The sequence below is a fragment of the Cognatiyoonia sp. IB215446 genome (genome assembly GCF_033963825.1).
GTDB lineage: Bacteria > Pseudomonadota > Alphaproteobacteria > Rhodobacterales > Rhodobacteraceae > Yoonia.
This window is the reverse complement of record NZ_JAXBMD010000010.1, coordinates 48,605-66,167: the sequence shown is the minus strand read 5'-3', so window position 1 is coordinate 66,167 and position 17,563 is coordinate 48,605. Positions and strand designations below refer to the sequence as shown.

At 58.4% G+C, this 17,563-nt stretch carries 13 protein-coding genes; 12 read left to right on the top strand and 1 reads right to left on the bottom strand.

Annotated elements, in window-relative coordinates; translation table 11 throughout:
- The 5 genes from SLH49_RS21425 to SLH49_RS21405 form a co-directional block, all read left to right on the top strand.
- Positions 1-1,833: DUF1800 domain-containing protein (locus SLH49_RS21425; RefSeq protein WP_320271186.1), on the top strand; the 1,833-nt coding region annotated here is incomplete at its 5' end.
- A 35-nt stretch (positions 1,834-1,868) separates the two neighbouring features.
- On the top strand, positions 1,869-3,176 hold the full coding sequence (locus tag SLH49_RS21420; RefSeq protein ID WP_320271185.1) for a DUF1501 domain-containing protein: 1,308 nt from the start codon (positions 1,869-1,871) through the stop codon (positions 3,174-3,176).
- Positions 3,177-3,254: 78 nt separating this feature from the next.
- Positions 3,255-4,322, top strand: coding sequence for a PilN domain-containing protein (locus SLH49_RS21415; protein ID WP_320271184.1), 1,068 nt, complete (start codon positions 3,255-3,257; stop codon positions 4,320-4,322).
- Positions 4,319-4,852: a GspMb/PilO family protein gene (locus SLH49_RS21410; RefSeq protein ID WP_320271183.1), complete on the top strand. Its 534-nt coding sequence runs from the start codon at positions 4,319-4,321 to the stop codon at positions 4,850-4,852. Before SLH49_RS21415 ends, SLH49_RS21410 begins: the two co-directional genes overlap by 4 nt.
- Positions 4,849-5,325 (top strand): hypothetical protein, encoded by a 477-nt coding sequence (locus SLH49_RS21405; protein WP_320271182.1) that lies wholly within the window; start codon positions 4,849-4,851, stop codon positions 5,323-5,325. The genes SLH49_RS21410 and SLH49_RS21405 overlap by 4 nt, the downstream gene beginning before the upstream one ends.
- Here SLH49_RS21405 and SLH49_RS21400 read toward each other — a convergent pair.
- Complete coding sequence (locus SLH49_RS21400) at positions 5,322-5,873, bottom strand: ActR/PrrA/RegA family redox response regulator transcription factor (protein ID WP_320271181.1); 552 nt, start codon at positions 5,871-5,873, stop codon at positions 5,322-5,324. The two genes, SLH49_RS21405 and SLH49_RS21400, sit on opposite strands and share 4 nt — an antisense overlap.
- Positions 5,874-6,046: 173 nt before the next feature.
- Between SLH49_RS21400 and regB the strand changes: the two genes are divergently transcribed.
- From regB to addA, 7 genes are all read left to right on the top strand, one after another.
- On the top strand, positions 6,047-7,450 hold the full coding sequence (gene regB / locus SLH49_RS21395; RefSeq protein ID WP_320271189.1) for a sensor histidine kinase RegB: 1,404 nt from the start codon (positions 6,047-6,049) through the stop codon (positions 7,448-7,450).
- A 75-nt stretch (positions 7,451-7,525) separates the two neighbouring features.
- A complete protein-coding gene (locus SLH49_RS21390; protein WP_320271180.1) occupies positions 7,526-9,124 on the top strand; it encodes a PAS-domain containing protein in 1,599 nt (532 codons plus the stop codon).
- A 40-nt stretch (positions 9,125-9,164) separates the two neighbouring features.
- Positions 9,165-9,635, top strand: coding sequence for a tRNA (adenosine(37)-N6)-threonylcarbamoyltransferase complex ATPase subunit type 1 TsaE (tsaE, locus tag SLH49_RS21385; protein ID WP_320271179.1), 471 nt, complete (start codon positions 9,165-9,167; stop codon positions 9,633-9,635).
- Complete coding sequence (locus SLH49_RS21380; protein WP_320271178.1) at positions 9,622-10,593, top strand: aminoglycoside phosphotransferase family protein; 972 nt, start codon at positions 9,622-9,624, stop codon at positions 10,591-10,593. The genes tsaE and SLH49_RS21380 overlap by 14 nt, the downstream gene beginning before the upstream one ends.
- On the top strand, positions 10,590-11,261 hold the full coding sequence (locus tag SLH49_RS21375) for a nucleotidyltransferase family protein (RefSeq protein ID WP_320271177.1): 672 nt from the start codon (positions 10,590-10,592) through the stop codon (positions 11,259-11,261). The genes SLH49_RS21380 and SLH49_RS21375 overlap by 4 nt, the downstream gene beginning before the upstream one ends.
- Positions 11,254-14,178, top strand: coding sequence for a double-strand break repair protein AddB (gene addB, locus SLH49_RS21370; RefSeq protein ID WP_320271176.1), 2,925 nt, complete (start codon positions 11,254-11,256; stop codon positions 14,176-14,178). The genes SLH49_RS21375 and addB overlap by 8 nt, the downstream gene beginning before the upstream one ends.
- Positions 14,175-17,510: a double-strand break repair helicase AddA gene (gene addA / locus SLH49_RS21365; protein WP_320271175.1), complete on the top strand. Its 3,336-nt coding sequence runs from the start codon at positions 14,175-14,177 to the stop codon at positions 17,508-17,510. Before addB ends, addA begins: the two co-directional genes overlap by 4 nt.
- Positions 17,511-17,563: the final 53 nt, after the last annotated feature.

Below are 17,563 nucleotides of genomic sequence, written 5' to 3'. Positions count from 1 at the left end.
CCGCCACCGCCACCGCCGCCACCGCCGCCGCCGCCACCGCCGCCACCGCCACCGCCGCCACCGCCGCCACCGCCGGTGACAGGGGATGGGGAAGCGCGCTCAAGTTCGCTGAGCCCACCGACCGGTGTTGCGTTGACGCAAGCCGTCGAGATCACGGGTGGCGCAACCGATGAAGGTGTCGTTGCCGTGACCGGACAGACATTGTTCGGCGGTGTGATGGACCCGATGACCTTCGACATGGTCTCGGTAAACATTATGCCTTCAGACCGGACCGTGAACGTCGATGTTGCGCCACAGACCGGGCAATTTGCGATGCGCCTCTTCCCCGAGGATTTCGCGACTGGTGAAGCGACTGTGACCGTGACCGGAATTTCGAGCTCGGATGACACCATATCGACTAATCCGGTGGTCTATCAGTTTGAAGCCGGCGCTGTAACAGACGGCGTTAGCCAGGCGCTGTCGCGTATCACTTACGGCGCGACCGCTGAGCTCTACTCACGGGTCAAGACAATCGGTTTTGAAGCCTATGTGAACGAACAGCTCAATCCGGGCAGCATCGGTGATGCCGCATTCAACAGCCGCAACTTTGATCAGCTAACCCGGAACCTCCCTGATAACGACTATCAGATCGGCAATGCCGATATGGACCATAGGATCGCTCATGCTGCCTTCTCTGAAAAGCAGCTGCAGGAAGTGATGGGCGAGTTTTGGGCAAATCACTTCTTTGCTTCGAACAAAAGCAGCCGCGTTTACCTGCAAACGATCATTGACCGGGATTTCTTCCGCGAAAACGCTTTTGGTGATTTCGAAGATCTCCTGCTTTATTCGGCGCGGAGCCCGCTGATGTCACAGTTCTTGGACAATGACGAGAATCGTGCAGGTAATCTGAACGAAAACTATGGTCGTGAAATTCTCGAATTGCACACCGTTGGCGTCGATGCGGGTTATGGCGATGATGACGTGATTGCAGTATCGCGCGTCTTTACCGGATGGGACCACTTCCGCACCAACCCGAATGCCAGCAACGTTGCGCAAGAGTTCGATTTCGAGTTCCGCCCTGACCGGCACGATACAAATGACAAAGTCATTCCATTCTTGTCCACAACAATCACCGGGCGTTCAGGTCCAGCTGGGGTCCAAGAAGGTGAAGAACTGATCGGCATTCTCGCGGATGATCCGCGGACGCATGAATATGTCTGTGGCAAGATCGTCCAGCGCTTTGTCGCCGATGTGCCGCCGGAAAGTTTTGTGCAGCTCTGCACGGATGCTTGGGTTGCGAGTGATGGCAACTCCGGTGAAATTCTCCGGGCTATCCTGTTGGCACCTGAATTCATCAATACGGTCGAGTTACAAAACAACAAAGCCAAAACACCGTATGAGTACACTGTCTCAATGCTGCGTGCGCTTGATGCGAGCCCGGTGAACGACAACTTCTTCGGACGTGTTCGTCAGATTAGCCGCGATGCTGGATTTGACCCTTTCCGTTTCGCGCTTCCCACCGGGTTGGCGGAAGAAGGCGAGGCTTGGGTGAACTCTGCGACGATGATTGCTGCTTACCGCAAGGCGACCGAGATAACAGTACGCCCCGGTGAATATGGCATCGATATGCAGAACCTGATCGAAGATGCTGGTTTGCGAACTGCGGAAGAGGTTGCAGCCTTCGTTCTGACAGTCGGCACCGCTGATCGCTACACCCTGGAAGAGTACGAAGCGATGGTTGACGTTCTGAAAGGGAATGACGGCATCTTTGAACCTATGACACGCGATGAGCGGGATGCATTCGAACGGGCGATTGGCCTGCTGATCGTGCTACCCAGCTTCATGTTGCAATAACTTCGGCTTCAACCGAATTTAGAAAGGTATCTAAATTGACGACGCGTAGAGAATTCCTGAAGTCCTCCGCTATCATAACCGCCGCAAGTATGGCGGGTGTTGCCGGGGCCCCCCAATTCGCCTTTGGCCAATCTGCGGGTGGTAAGACACTGATCAAAGTGTTCATGCGAGGCGGTGCGGATGGTCTGCACCTCTTCCCAGCGGTGGGTGATCCCTTCTACTATCAGCACCGGCCCAACATCGCGATCGAGCCACCCTCGGACAGCGATGTGAACACGGCGATCGACATTGGTGACAACTATCGCGGCATGAACCCAAATCTCGAACCATTGATGGAGATTTGGGATGCCGGCCGGATGATGGTTGCACCATCAACAGCGCTTGAAAGCGGAAACCGGTCGCACTTTGACAACCAGCGTTGGATTGGTAACGGGGCGCGCAACAATCTGATTGATGGCTACCTGAACCGCTACATGCAGGAAGTTCCCGGGGTCAATGACCCGCTACGAGGCGCTGTTCTTGGCAAGACCAACATGAGCGCAGAGGCGTCCGGAAACATTCCGGTACCGGCAATTCAGACTCAAAGTAACTTTGAGCTTGAGAACGGTAATTTCTGCTCTGGCAATGGATGCGCTGACAACCAGCTCACCGAGATGATGCGAGAAATCTCATCTCATCCGGTTGTGGACAATAGTATTGAAGCGACAGTGCGGGAAAATCAGGTGATCATGCTTGATTCAATCGCGCAGGTTCAGGCCTCGGGCATGAACTACACGACCAACGCGGGCGGTTTGGAGTATTCCAACTCGCGCTTGGGACGTGGTCTGCGGCTTGCAGCGCAATTGCTGAAAGCAGGCGTGCCTTTGGAAGTTGCAGCGATCGACTGGAACATTGGTTGGGATACACATGCCAACCAGATCCCCGGTAGCGCGAACCGCTTTACGGATCAGAACTTCAACTACCATCGCCGCATGCGCGAAGGTGCGACAGACTTTCTGACATTCTATCGTGACATTGCGAACATACTTGATGATGTTGTCGTGATTGTTGGCACAGAATTCGGACGGACAGTGCTCGAAAACGGTAGCCGCGGCACAGACCACGGCCACTCATCGTCCTGGTTTGCATTTGGCGGCCCGACGGCGCCCGGCGTAGCGGACGATATCACGACGCTTGATCGTGATCAGCTGCGGAGCTCGCGCTTCACACCGACACGCACAGAATATCAGGATATCGTTGGTGAAATCATGATCCGGCACATGAACATGGACCCCAATCTTGTCTCTACTGTGTTCCCGGGCCACACATTCACGAACCACAACTTGTTCAGCCGCACAAGCTGACACAGCCGAATAGTTGAAATCCAATGCGCTGAGGGGTTACATGCTCCTCAGCGCAATTTTTTTGAGGCCCGAACGGGTATGACGCAAGCATTAGAGCCGCAAACAAGCGCGTCATCTACGCGTAAATCGGTCAACACGCTGACAAAATACGTAAATCTCGCCTCCGCCGGTCTGTCGGAACTTCACGCGCAAAAGCCGACTCTGACGAAGGCGCCGCCCCCCGAAATCATTGTCCGCGAGCATGGTTTCGCGATTCGCATCGATGATGATGTCGCGGTATTCGATGATCCGTCGCGTCTCATGGAAGAACTGAACGAGATACCGGAAAAGCGCATTGACCTTGTTTTCGAAGGACGATCGGCACTTGATCTGAGTTTTGTGGTGCCCAACGGGCCATTCAATGATCTTGAGGCGATGATCGACACCGAAATCGCCTTTAAGTCCCCTTTTCAGCGCGAGCAATGCATCTGGTTCTGGACTGCGAAAGAGACGGCGGACCTTGATTGGCAGGTTGAGGCGGCGATTGTGCTGAATTCCAGCGTTGACTGGGTGCTTGAGGCTTTGAATGCCCATGGAAAGATCATCAACACTGCCAGGCGGCCAGGACCTCAGGATCAGGAACGCATCGCTGTTTACCCAAGCTGGCTGAAGCCACGGCGGAATGCGCGCGGTCCGGTCACGGTCGGAAAAAGTCTGCGGCTGATCCCCCCGTCCTTGCGGCTGCCAAGTGCGGCTTTTGGGTTCTTTGTGATGTCCGCCATCGCGCTTGCGGTCGCACTATCGGTGAAACAGAGCGCGGCGGCGGATGACGCTGCGGCGGCAAATCAGCAACTTGCCGAACGCGCCGCAGCGGTCGCACAAACGCAGGCCCTGCGCGACAGCCAGAATGTCAGCAATACACGCGTTGCGCTTGTCGGTCAGCTTGCGATGCTGCTGCCGGATGGCGTCTGGCTTGAGCAAATCTCCATCGACGATGATCGTCTGACGATCACCGGATTTGGGCCGTCAGCGGCGGAAGTCACCCGCCTTCTGAGCGAGTTAGAGGTTCTGTCGGACATCCAGTTCGGCTCACCCGTAACACGCGACAACACCCAAAATCTTGAGCGGTTCCGCATTGATGCTACAGTGACGGGGACATTGGGATGAGCGCGTTCGTCTTTCAAAAACCCAACGCTGTGCGCAGATTTGGTGTTGGGCTTATCATTGTCACCTGTATCTTGTGCATCGTCCTGGCAGCAGCGCTCGCCAATCTGGTGACACAGCGTTATGCGCGGATCGCGGAACTGAACGACACGGTCGCGCGGGCCGAGCGTGTGGCCATGTCAGAAGCACAGGAGAATACGGCGTTCAGCCTTTACCAAAGCGAGACGCCGCAACTGTCGCAGGCAGAAATGCAAAGTGATATGCAGGAACTGGCGCAGGCCCATACCGTCAGCCTTGAAGTCATTCGTGCCGATCAGATCGAGACGTTGCCGGGGAACGTCCGCCTTGCGCTGACGCTCAATGGTGTTGTGCCCGAAGAACAACTTGGCGCCTATCTGGTCAGTATCGCAAATCATGATCCGATGATTGTTGTCGACAGTATCGACCTGCGCCGTGCCCGCACGACCAACCGCGCCTTGGGCGAACGGCCGCTTGCCATCCAACTCAAGCTGAGCGGGTTCGCGACACGATGAGCCGACTGACCAAAGCGACTCTTGGCGTGTTGCCCACGATCACGACACTCACCTGCCTCGGTCTGGCAGGCTGGATCTGGCTGCCCTACAATGATGAAAGCACCGCGCGCCAGCAAACCCAAGCAGTCGTCACACCTGCGCCAGCGACAACAATTGCCGATGAGCTAAATGCGGGTGCCGAGGCGCTTGTGAGCCGTCCACTTTTCCACATAAGCCGCCGCCCACCTGCCGCGCCCGAGGCCGCACCAGAAGCTGCACCGGTCGAGGTCACGCTTTCCCTGACTGGTGTGATCGAAAGCGGCGATGTTCAGATTGCGCTTTTGCGTCTGTCGAACAACCCCGAACCGCTGCGGCGACGTGTGGGCGAAAATGTTGGTGACTGGCAGATTACCGATATCACCAAGACCTCGATCACCGTTGTCGCGCCAAATGGCGAAGAACAGATTATTGGGCTTTCGCCGAGCAATCCCTAGCGCGGGCTGCGTTTTGCCAGAATGCGCTGCAATGTGCGGCGATGCATTGAGAGGCGCCGCGCGGTCTCAGAAACATTGCGGTCACAAAGCTCGTAAACGCGCTGAATGTGTTCCCAGCGTACCCGGTCCGCGCTCATCGGGTTTTCGGGTGGTGGCGGTAGCGTGTTGGGCTGCGCCAATAGCGCATTGGTCACATCCGTTGCGTCTGCGGGTTTCGCCAAGTAGTCGGTTGCACCGATCTTGACGGCTGCAACAGCCGTCGCAATCGCGCCATAGCCCGTCAGGACGACAATCCGGCTTTCGGGGCGTCGGGCGCGCAGCGACTCGACCACATCCAAACCGTTGCCATCCTCCAGCCGCAGATCCACAACCGCATAGGCGGGGGGCCGGGCTGTTGCAATCGCCTGACCTGCGGCAACGGATCCTGCCATCTCAACCTCAAACCCGCGTTTTTCCATCGCCTTGGCGAGGCGGCGCAGGAACGCTTCATCGTCATCAACCAGAAGAAGACTTCTGTCTTCGCCAAGGTCCAATGCTTCCATATTCATTGTCGTATCCTTCAGGATCCTCAAATTGAGAGGTAGGCCCGTGGCGCGTGTCGTCAATATCTCAGATATGGGGTGAAACGTTGGGCGATCATCCCCGATAAACGGCCGCATTGATCCGCAGTTCAGGCACGCTTATCAATGCAAACGGGCCAGGACAGGACCTCGCGACGGATATGGCGGCTTCTGAGTTTCAGCTTTTTCAAGAGCAGCAGCGCAGCAATTGGGTGCGGTTGCGCACCTTGGTCACGTTGCGCTGGTTTGCCATTGCGGGGCAGGCCTCGGCGATCTTTGTTGCCGTGCGGTTTTATGACCTGCAGATTGAGGCCGCACTTGCCGCGATGGTCGTCCTTGTGTCGATCATCGCAAATTTCCTGTCGGGAATTGTCTATCCGACAAACAAGCGCCTCTCCGAAAGGGAGGCATTCCTGTGGCTTGTCTTTGATATCCTGCAGCTCAGCCTATTGCTCTTTCTGACCGGTGGTCTGAACAACCCTTTTGCGATGCTGGTCATGGCGCCGGTGACGATTGCCGCGACGGTACTACGGCTGAACAGTACGATCTTTCTGGGCCTTCTGGCTATCGCGATGATGAGCATCATCAGCAGGTATCATCTGCCGATCATCACCGCAGACGGTGTCGTGCTGGACCTGCCGGTTCTGTTCCAGTTCGGATTCTGGCTGGCGCTGATGATTGGTGTCGTGTTTTTGGCGATTTACGCGCGCCAGGTCACGACTGAGATGCATACGATGGGCGAGGCACTTGTGGCCACACAACTCGCACTCGCGCGAGAACAAAAGCTGACGGATATGGGCGGTGTCGTTGCCGCTGCGGCGCATGAATTAGGCACCCCGCTTGCGACGATCAAACTGGTCAGCAGCGAGTTGATGGAGGAACTGTCCGATCAGCCCGCGCTTTTGGAGGATGCGGAGCTGATCCGCAGTCAGGCCGACCGTTGCCGCGACATCCTGCAGTCGATGGGTCGTGCGGGCAAGGATGACTTGCATCTGAAAAAGGCCCCGCTTGAGACGGTCGCGCGCGAGGCGGCAGAACCACATCTTGATCGCGGCAAGCAGGTGTATTTTGAGGTGGGTCCCCTTGCCGGCGCGGCATTGACCCAACCCAGCCTGCCGCGCCGACCTGAGATAATCCATGGTTTACGCAATCTGATCCAGAACGCCGTGGACTTTTCCCGTTCTACCGTGAACGTCGACATCAACTGGTCTGATGACGAGATCACCATCCGGATTGCTGACGACGGGCGCGGCTTTCCGCAATCGGTGATTGGGCGCATTGGCGATCCGTATGTGAAGCGCCGCCGCCTGTCTGAGGACGGGAACAAGCGACCCGGTTATGAGGGTATGGGGCTAGGCCTGTTTATCGCGAAAACCCTGTTGGAACGGTCTGGGGCGAAACTGACATTCTCGAACAGTCGCCGCCATGGCCATGCAAGCTGGACCGGGCAGGCGACGGGAGGTGCGATAATCGACGTCACCTGGTCGCGCGATGCCTTGGTCGACGAGGCGTCCGGCGGCAACGCAGCCATCGGTGAAAACAAACCCAACGTCGCCTGGCCCTGATCAAGTCCTTGATTTAACCAGCGATTAACCTTCCTGCACAATAGTCCGCCCGGGAACGCGGTTAGGACAACCTGTATGGCAATTGGGCTGACGGATTTGGCATTAGTGATTTTTGCGGCCCTTGCGGGTGCGGCCATTCTGTTTCAGGCTTTCATGTCGTATCGGCGGCAAAAGCAGCCCGAGCCATGGAAGGGGACGCAGCTTGGCGCGGGCCTCACATTTCTTTTTCGCGACAAGACGCTTCTGGACGCAACGCCGGACGCGATTGACTTGCTGACCAGCCGCGGCAAACACGCCTCGGAGTTTGAGGCGATGCTTCATGTTCTTGGTCCCCACTTTCCGGATTTGCGGCAAAGCCTCGAAGTGGGCGACGCGGCGAAAACGATCATCGCGCATGGTGACGGCCAGCCCCTGCGTCTTTGCATCACGCGCGAGGCAGGAAATGTCCGGCTGGCGCTTCAGACCACACGGGACGATTCCGAAACCGGTTCTGGCCGGATCATCGAAAACGATGTTCTGATGTCGGAGCTGGCGCTTTTGCGGAACATGACCGATCAGACGCCACAGCTGATATGGCAGGAGGACCAGGACGGGCGGCTGATTTGGGCCAATCAGGCTTATCTGTCCTTCGCAGATCGCCTGACCGATAGGGAAGAAAAGGGTGAAAAGGCAAACTGGCCCAAAACCTCGATCTTTCCTGACTTGCACCAATGTCTGGGCAATGCAGGCTCATCGCGGCGGCGGCTTTCGGTCTCAATCGAAAAATCGGGTGCGGAGCATTGGTTCGACATTGACAGCATCCCGCGTGATGATGGTTTCCTGCATTTCGGCACGGATGCAAATGCGGCGGTCCGAGCGGATCAGGAGCGGCGAAATTTTGTCCAGACGCTAGGCAAGACGTTCGCTCATCTCAATATCGGGCTGGCGATCTTTGACAAGCGGCGTGAACTGGCCATGTTCAATCCGGCGTTGCTTGACCTGACGGGTCTCTCCGCATCGTTCCTGAGCGGCAGGCCAAGCGTCGATATGGTGCTCGACCGGTTGCGCGAAACACGCATCCTGCCAGAGCCCAAGAACTACAAATCTTGGCGTGAGCAGTTCAGCGCTGTTGAGGCCGGCGCGAAGGATGGCACCTATTGCGAGGTGTGGAATCTGCCCGATGGACAGGCATATCGCGTGACGGGTCGCCCGCATCCGGATGGCGCCTTCGCCTTCCTGATCGAGGATATCACTGCAGAAGTGTCGCTGACCCGGCGTTTTCGGTCGGACATCGAAACCGGGCAGGCTGTGCTCGATACCTTGCAGGATGCGATTGCAGTCTTTTCGAGCTCCGGTACGCTTGTGATCTCAAACGCCGCTTACGCGGAATTGTGGGAAAGGGACCTGTCGTTCGGGTTTGATCAGCGTGATCTGCACGCGGAGATGCAAACCTGGCGCAATCGAACAACACCGACACGCATGTGGGCTGAACTTCAGGCTTTCACTCACATGACATCCGATCGCAAGCTCTGGACAGACAGCGCGATCCTTGACGATGGGCGGCAGATCACCTGCCATGCAAACCCGATCTCTGGCGGCATGACGATGATCCGCTTTACGTTTGATGGGGCCAAACCACCGATCATCCAAAAGCTGACGATGCCGGACGCGGCGATCCGCAGCACTGGCCGCTGATTTGGCTTGCAGGGGAAGCCCCACGCCATAATCTGCGCTCATGGCGCAGACGAACTTGCACATCACGTTATCCGACGAAGCGGCTACTGCCGCGCTGGCTGAGCGTATCGCAAGGATCCTGAAATCTGGCGACACTTTGCTGCTGGAAGGGGAGATTGGTGCAGGTAAGACCGCTTTTGCGCGTGCTACCATCCGCGCCATGCTTGGCCGGGACGAGGATGTGCCTTCACCCACATTTACGCTTGTCCAGACCTATGACACGCCGCGAGGGCCGGTGTGGCACTGTGATCTCTACCGGCTGACCCATCCCGATGAAGTCATGGAGCTTGGTTTGGACGAGGCATTGACTGATGCGATCTGCCTGATCGAATGGCCTGATCGACTAGGCGCCGATAGTCCCACCAACGCGCTGCATCTTGCATTCGTCGCACGCGCAGCGGACCACGCCGTGACACTTACAATCCCGGATTCATGGGCAAACCGCATGAAGGCGCTTGATGTCGGCGCGTGAAGAGCAAATCAACGCCTTCCTGCAGGCAACCGAATGGCGAGAGTGGCAGCGCGCGCCCCTGGCAGGGGACGCATCCACCCGACGTTACGAGCGGCTGTCTTCCGGCGCAAATTCCGTGATCCTGATGGATGCCCCATCCGGCAGTGGTGCCACGACCACGGAATTTGCAGATCTTGCGGCCGCATTGCAGGATTTCAAGCTTTGTCCGCCCGCCATCCTTGCCCACGATCCCGTGCTGGGCGCTATGGTGATTAGCGACCTTGGGCGCGACGATTTTGCCCTTTGGCTCGCGAAACGACCCGAAGATGCAGAAATGCTCTACAGGGCGGCCATTGATGTACTGCTTCATTTGCGGCAACAAATGCCGCCTGCCGATTTATCCGTCATGACACCAGAGATTGGTGCCGCGATGGTGGGGCTTGCCGGTGAGCATTATGCCGGTCGTCCCGCAGATGATCTCATCAGCGAGATGGCGCGCGCGCTTGAGCGGCTCGCGCCCCATGCCGATACGCTGGCCTTGCGCGATTATCACGCGGAAAACCTGATCTGGCGCCCCGGTCTGTCAGGGCTTGCGCGCGTGGGGCTTCTTGACTTCCAAGACGCTTTTGTCGCGCCCGAAGGGTACGACCTCGTCTCGCTCTTGCGCGATGCGCGGCGCGATGTTCCACCCGCGCTCGTCACCCGGATGGTCGCGTATTACATGGACAAGACCAACGCTGATCAGGGTTTTCATGCGCAGTTGGCCTGCCTTGGCGCACAGCGCAATCTGCGCATTCTTGGCGTCTTTCCGCGTTTGGCCAAGCAGATGCGAAAACCAAAATATCTGGCCTTAATCCCGCGCGTTTGGGCCAATCTCCAACTTGACCTTGCCCATCCCGCACTTGCCGAGCTACGCCGCGTGGCCGATGCCACCCTTCCAAGCCCAACGGACGCATTCCTGGAAGGTCTACAGCCATGACTACGCCGATCATGCTGTTTGCCGCTGGTTTGGGCACGAGGATGGGCGATCTGGTGCGGGATAAGCCGAAACCGCTGATAAAGGTGGCAGGCAAAGCGCTGATCGATCACGCGCTTGACCTGACAATGATCCCCGAAGTCGGGCAACGCGTCGTGAATGTGCATTACAAGGCCGAGATGCTGCGTGCGCATTTGGCGCCGCACCCGGTTCTCATTTCCGACGAAACCGCCGCACTTCTGGAAACCGGTGGCGGGTTGAAGAAAGCGCTTCCATTGCTGGGTGCCGGTCCGGTTCTGACGATGAACACCGATGCGGTGTGGCAAGGACCGAACCCGATTGACACCATCTTGAATGCCTGGCGGCCCGAAATGGAGGCGCTTTTGCTGCTTGTCCGTCAGCCGCAGGTTTATGGGCATCGCGGTGCCGGGGATTTCAGGATCAATGCGGATGGCAGGTTGGTTCGCGCGCCCGAGGCAGTCTATTCAGGCCTTCAGATGTTGCGCATCGAAGGGCTGGAGGCGATTAGGGACAAGGCATTCTCCATGAATGTGCTGTGGGATCAGATCGCAGAACGCGGCGGCCTCTACGGCGTGCATTACGCGGGGCACTGGTGCGATGTGGGCCAACCGTCCAGCATTCCCCTTGCCGAAAGCATGCCACATGTTTGAACAGATACACAAAGCCCGCGTCTTTGCCACGCCACCTGGCGTCGACTTTGCCGAAGCATTGGTAGCGGGTCTGGAAGACCGGGCGGCCAATCTGGCACCTGCCGATTGGGCGCGGACTGAGATTTACGTCAATACAACACGGATGCAGCGCCGGGTCAGGGCGGTTTTTGATCAGGGTCCGCCACGGCTCTTACCGCGGATCCGGTTGATCACCGACCTTGCAAACGACCCGGAGGTGATTGCCCAACCGACGGCAATTTCTCCGCTGCGGCGCAGGTTGGAACTGTCGCGCTTTGTTGGTCTGCTTCTCGCGCAAGAACCCGATCTGGCATCACGGGCTGCGCTTTATGATCTGTCCGATAGCCTTGCGAACCTGATGGACGAAATGCAGGGCGAGGGGGTCAGCCCGTCCGCATTTCGCAAGCTCGATATCGCCGATCAGTCGGGCCATTGGGAACGGTCACTGAAATTTCTGAACATCATCGCCCCGTTTTTCGACGACGGGGCCGCCCCGCTTGATCAGGAGGCGCGGCAAAGGCGTGTCATCACTGCGCTGGCTGAGAAGTGGGCAGCGCAGCCGGTTCAACACCCGGTCATCGTCGCAGGCTCAACCGGGTCGCGGGGTGCGACGGCAATGTTCATGGAAGCGGTGGCGCGATTGCCGCAAGGTGCCATCATCCTGCCCGGCTTTGATTTTGAACTGCCGGAGCCCGTTTGGGCCAGCATGGGTGACGCAATGCAAGGTGAGGATCACCCGCAATTCCGGTTCCGGCGTCTGATGGACAGGTTGGACATCGGGGCCAAAGACATTGCCCGGTGGTCAGATCAGGGGCCTGCAAATCCCGCGCGCAATGCGATGATCTCGCTGTCGCTGCGTCCAGCACCGGTGACGGATCAATGGTTACAGGATGGCCCGGGTCTGGGTGACTTGTGCGCCGCAACGGCAGGGCTGACTCTGGTCGAGGCCGCATCGCCGCGCGAAGAGGCGGACGCGATTGCGCTTGCTCTGCGTCGGGCCGCGCAGGAGGGGAAGACCGCCGCACTGATCTCACCCGACCGGATGTTGAGTCGGCAGGTGACCGCGGCGCTTGACCGCTGGGAGATTGAGCCGGATGACAGCGCGGGAACGCCGTTGCCGCTTTCACCACCCGGCAGGCTGTTGCGCCATGTGGGGGAGATGATTGCAAAACCGCCAGATGTGGCCGCTTTGCTGACATTGCTCAAACATCCTCTCTGCCACTCAGAGGGTGAGGATCGTGGTGAACACCTGCGCAACACGCGAGAGCTGGAGCTGCATCTGCGTAAGACTGGCCCCCGATTTCCAAGTGCGGAGGACCTGCAGGATTGGGCGCAAACAGAGCAGCAGATGAATTGGGCGCGCTGGGTGCAGGAAGTCGCGCTTGCGACGCCCTTTGAAGGTGAAACCGCCCTGACTGACCATTTGGAGCATCATCTCGATGTGGCAGAGCAGGTTTGCGCGGGACCAGATGCAACCGGCTCCGGCGGGCTCTGGAAAGAGGCGGCGGGGCGCGAGGCGCAGCGTATTTGTACCACTTTGGGTGATGCGGCGGATGCCGCAGGACCCATTACCGCATTCGACTATGTGACGCTTTTTGGTGGGGTGCTGGCGACCGGAACGGTGCGCGATCGCGACCGGGGGCATCCACAGATCCTGATCTGGGGGACTCTAGAGGCGCGGGTGCAAAGCGCGGATCTGACCATTCTAGGCGGGCTCAACGAAGGGTCCTGGCCAGAGGCGCCGCCGCCTGATCCGTGGCTCAACCGCGCGATGCGCATGCAGGCTGGACTTTTGTTGCCCGAACGCAAGATCGGGCTTTCAGCACACGATTACCAGCAGGCCGTTTGTGGAAAAGAAGTGTGGATCACACGGTCAAAACGGTCTGCGGATGCCGAGACGGTGCCTGCGCGCTGGGTGAACCGACTAACGAACCTGTTGAGCGGTTTGCCCGCGCAGAACGGGCCCGCCGCGTTGGCGCAGATGCGCGCGCGCGGGCAAACATGGCTTGATCAGGGGGCGGCGCTTTCTGCGCCGACACGCCGTGTCGATCCTGCACCACGCCCATCACCTTGCCCGCCGATTGCGGCGCGTCCACGGCAATTGTCGGTCACACAAATCAAGACGTTGATCCGCGATCCCTTCGCGATCTATGCGCGCAAGGTTCTGCGGCTCGAGCCGCTCAACCCGCTTGTGGCGACGCCAGATGCACCGCTGCGCGGCACGATTATTCACGCTATTCTGGAACGGTTCATCGCGGCCAAGGGCGATCCGACAGATCGCGGAGGATTCATGCCGATGGCGCGGGCGCAATTCGCGCAAGATTGCCCATGGCCGACGATCGGTGCGCAATGGCTGGCGCGTCTGGACCGAACGATTGACACGTTTTTGGAAGGCGAGGCGCAACGGCAAGTGGATGTCGCCCGACATCTTGTCGAACAACAGGGCCGCGCTGTGCTGCCGGGGCCGGATATGACCCTGACCTGCAAGGCCGACCGGATTGATGTGATGCCGGATGACGGGGTCATCATCTACGATTACAAAACCGGTGCGGTGCCGACCGGACCGCAGCAAGAGCAATTCGATAAGCAATTGCTGCTTGAGGCGGCGATGGTTGAAAAAGGGGCCTTTCGCGATCTGGGTGTGCGGCCCGTGCATTCGGCGGCGTTTATCGGTGTGAATGCCGCGATGAAGGTTGTGCAAGCGCCGCTGGACAAAAATCCTGTTGATCAGGTCTGGGCGGATTTGGAGACCCTGTTTCAGAACTGGCTGCGCGCCGACCGCGGCTATACCGCGCGGATGGCTCTGTTCTCAAAATCCGACACTGGCCCCTATGATCACCTGTCGCGTTTTGGCGAATGGGATACGAGCGATAGCCCAAAGGCGGAACGGTTGACATGATCCGCGACGCCGCCTCGCAACGGCAGATCGATGCCGCTGATCCGCAAGTGTCGACTTGGCTTTCGGCGAATGCGGGTTCAGGGAAAACGCGGGTGCTGACCGACCGGGTGGCACGCCTGTTGCTGAACAATGTCTCACCACAGAACATCCTGTGTCTGACCTACACCAAGGCGGCGGCGGCCGAAATGCAGAACCGCTTGTTCAAGCGGCTGGGTGCCTGGGCGATGATGCCGGATAAGGATCTGCGTCGGGATCTCGCGGTGCTTGGCATTGATCACCAGATTGATGCCGCCCAACTGCGTGAGGCGCGCACGCTTTTTGCGCGGGCCATCGAAACGCCGGGTGGGCTGAAGATCCAGACCATTCATTCGTTTTGTGCTGGGATCCTGCGCCGTTTCCCGCTTGAGGCACGGGTCAGCCCACAATTCCGCGAGATGGAGGATCGTGATGCTGAATTGTTGCGCGCAGACGTCGTCGATCAGATGCTTATGGGGCCGGAGGCCTCTGTTGTGCGGGCCATGCTCGCGCACTTTACGGGTGATGATCTGTCAAAACTGACTGCGGAGATTGCGACAAAGCGTGATCATTTCGGGCGGGGCGTGACCGACGACGATCTGAAAGCCGCTCTTGACATACTTGCCGGTGCGCAGCGCGAGGATGCGCTTAAAATCGCGATTGAGGGACATGAATCCAGCATCGTTGCGGATCTGACTGCAGCTTTCGCCGATCAATCCGCGACCTATCGGAAATTCGCGGCCAGGCTGGCGCAACTCAATTTGGCGGACCCCGATTGGGAGGCGCTCGATACGCTGTTTGACCTCTTCCTTTACAAGGGAACTGGGGCTTCGAAATCCGCTAACTTTCCGCAAAGCAATCATGGCAAGGCCGTCTCTGCGATGGCCCCCTTCGCGGAAGGGGTGCATGACTGGATGGACCGGGTCGCCAAGGCGCGGCAGTTCCTTTGGGCGATGGATGCGTTTGACCGATCAAAGGCGATGTATGATTTCGCGAATGCCTTCATCCCGTCCTATGAGGCGCGAAAGCTGGGGCTGGGCGCGCTCGATTTCGACGATCTGATCCGCAAGGCCAAAGCTTTGCTGACCGATCCCAATGTCGCGCAATGGGTACTGTTCCGGCTGGATGGCGGGATTGACCATATCCTTGTGGATGAGGCGCAGGATACCAGCCCCACCCAATGGGCTGTCATCCGTCATCTGGCGCAGGAATTTGCCGCCGGGCAGGGCGCGCGCGCGGATCAGGAGCGAACGATCTTTGTGGTCGGCGACAAGAAGCAATCGATCTATTCATTCCAAGGCGCCGACCCGGCAGCGTTTGATCAGATGAAGGATCATTTTCAAAGCGCCTACCGGGCGATTGGGCAGCCCTTTGAAACCACCTCGCTTGATCATTCCTTCCGCTCTGCGCAGTCGATCCTGTCGGTTGTTGACGCCACCTTTACCGACGATCTGGCGGAAGGGATGGATGATCAGTTAAGCCACATTGCGTTCAAGCAAAACATGCCCGGTCGTGTCGATCTGTGGCCAGTCATCGAGAAATCGGGACAGGAGGATAATCGCCCTTGGTATCAGCCTGTGGATCAGCCTAGCGCAACAGACCACACCATTTTGATGGCAAAGCGGGTCGCATCGCAAATTAAGCACATGATTGATCATGAGCGACTTCCTGTTGAATTGGGAAATACTGATCACTACCAATCGCGTCCGATTACCGAAGGCGACTTTCTGATCCTCGTGCAGCGCCGGTCAGAGCTTTTCGCTGAAATCATCCGTGCTTGTAAAAATGCAGGTCTCGAAATCGCGGGGGCCGACCGGCTGCGGGTTGGGGCAGAGCTTGCGGTCAAAGACATCACCGCACTTCTGAATTTTCTGGCTTTGCCAGAGGATGATTTGTCCCTCGCCGCTGCGCTGCGCTCGCCGCTTTTCGGCTGGTCAGAGCAAGACCTGTTTACGCTCGCGCACCACCGGCCCGCCAAAAGCTATCTCTGGGCGGCGTTGCGTGATGCGGATCATCCGCAGACACTCGCCCTGCTGAACGATCTGCGCCGTCAGGCTGATTTCCTGCGGCCCTACGACCTGATCGAACGCATCCTGATCCGCCATGACGGGCGGCGCAACCTGCTCGCCCGATTGGGGCCAGAGGCGGAGGATGGGATCGATGCGCTCCTCTCGCAGGCGCTGGCCTATGAAAGCACTGGTGTGCCAAGCCTGACCGGCTTCCTGACTTGGATGGAAACCGATGATCTGGAGATCAAGCGCCAGATGGACAATCAGGGCGATCGGATCCGGGTGATGACCGTGCATGGGGCCAAGGGGTTGGAGGCACCCATCGTGATCCTGCCTGATACCGCGAAGCGAAAAAAGGATGTTCGCCACGAATTGCTCAAGGGTGACGACCATCTGATCTGGAAGACGCCAAAGGACATATCACCCCCAGCGGTGCTGAAACTGCGAGACGAAGCGCTGGCCGCAGATGATCGCGAGCGTGCGCGCCTGCTTTATGTGGCGATGACCCGTGCCGAGCAATGGCTGATCGTGGGCGCGGCGGGCGATGTAGGTCAGGGCAACGAAAGCTGGTACAACATCATCGCAAACGGCATGGAACAGCGCGGCCCCTTCGATGCGATGTCGGGTGATCTGCCGATCAAACGCGTGGCTGATCTCGGTTGGGGCGAGTTGGAGCAGATCACGCCCGAGAAACCAGCGCCTAAAGTGGTCAGCCCGCCAGATTTCGCCCCGCTGCCAGAGGCCACGCGACGAAGCACCATCGCTCCGTCTGACCTGCCGGGGCCAAAGGCGCTGCCGGGTGCGCAAGATATTGATGAAACAGAAGATGCGCTCAGCCGAGGGACGATCATCCACAGCCTTCTGGAGCATCTGCCCATTGTCGCCCCCGCCGAAAGGCACGCATTGGGTCGGCAGATCACCGATGACGACGCGCTGATCACGCATGTTCTCGGCCTACTGGACAACCCGGACCTCGCCCCGCTTTGGAACAGGGACGCGCTGACCGAAGTCAGCATTACCGCAGAGATCGAAAATCTGGGCCGGATACACGGCACCATAGACCGGCTTCTGATTACACCGGACAAAGTGACAGCAATAGACTACAAATCGAACCGGCATGTGCCGGACGCGCCGCATCAGGCGCCCTTGGGCATCGTGAACCAGCTTGCGGTTTATGCGGCAGCACTCGCCCAGATTTACCCGGACAAGCACATCGAAACGGCGATCCTTTGGACCGACACCGTTGATCTGATGGTCATCCCCGAAAATCAGCTTCACGAAGCGCTGAACAATCTTACGCCGCCTTGACCAACCGGGCGGGGGTACCTAGTTTCGCAGTCCATTGATTTTCGCCAAGGAGT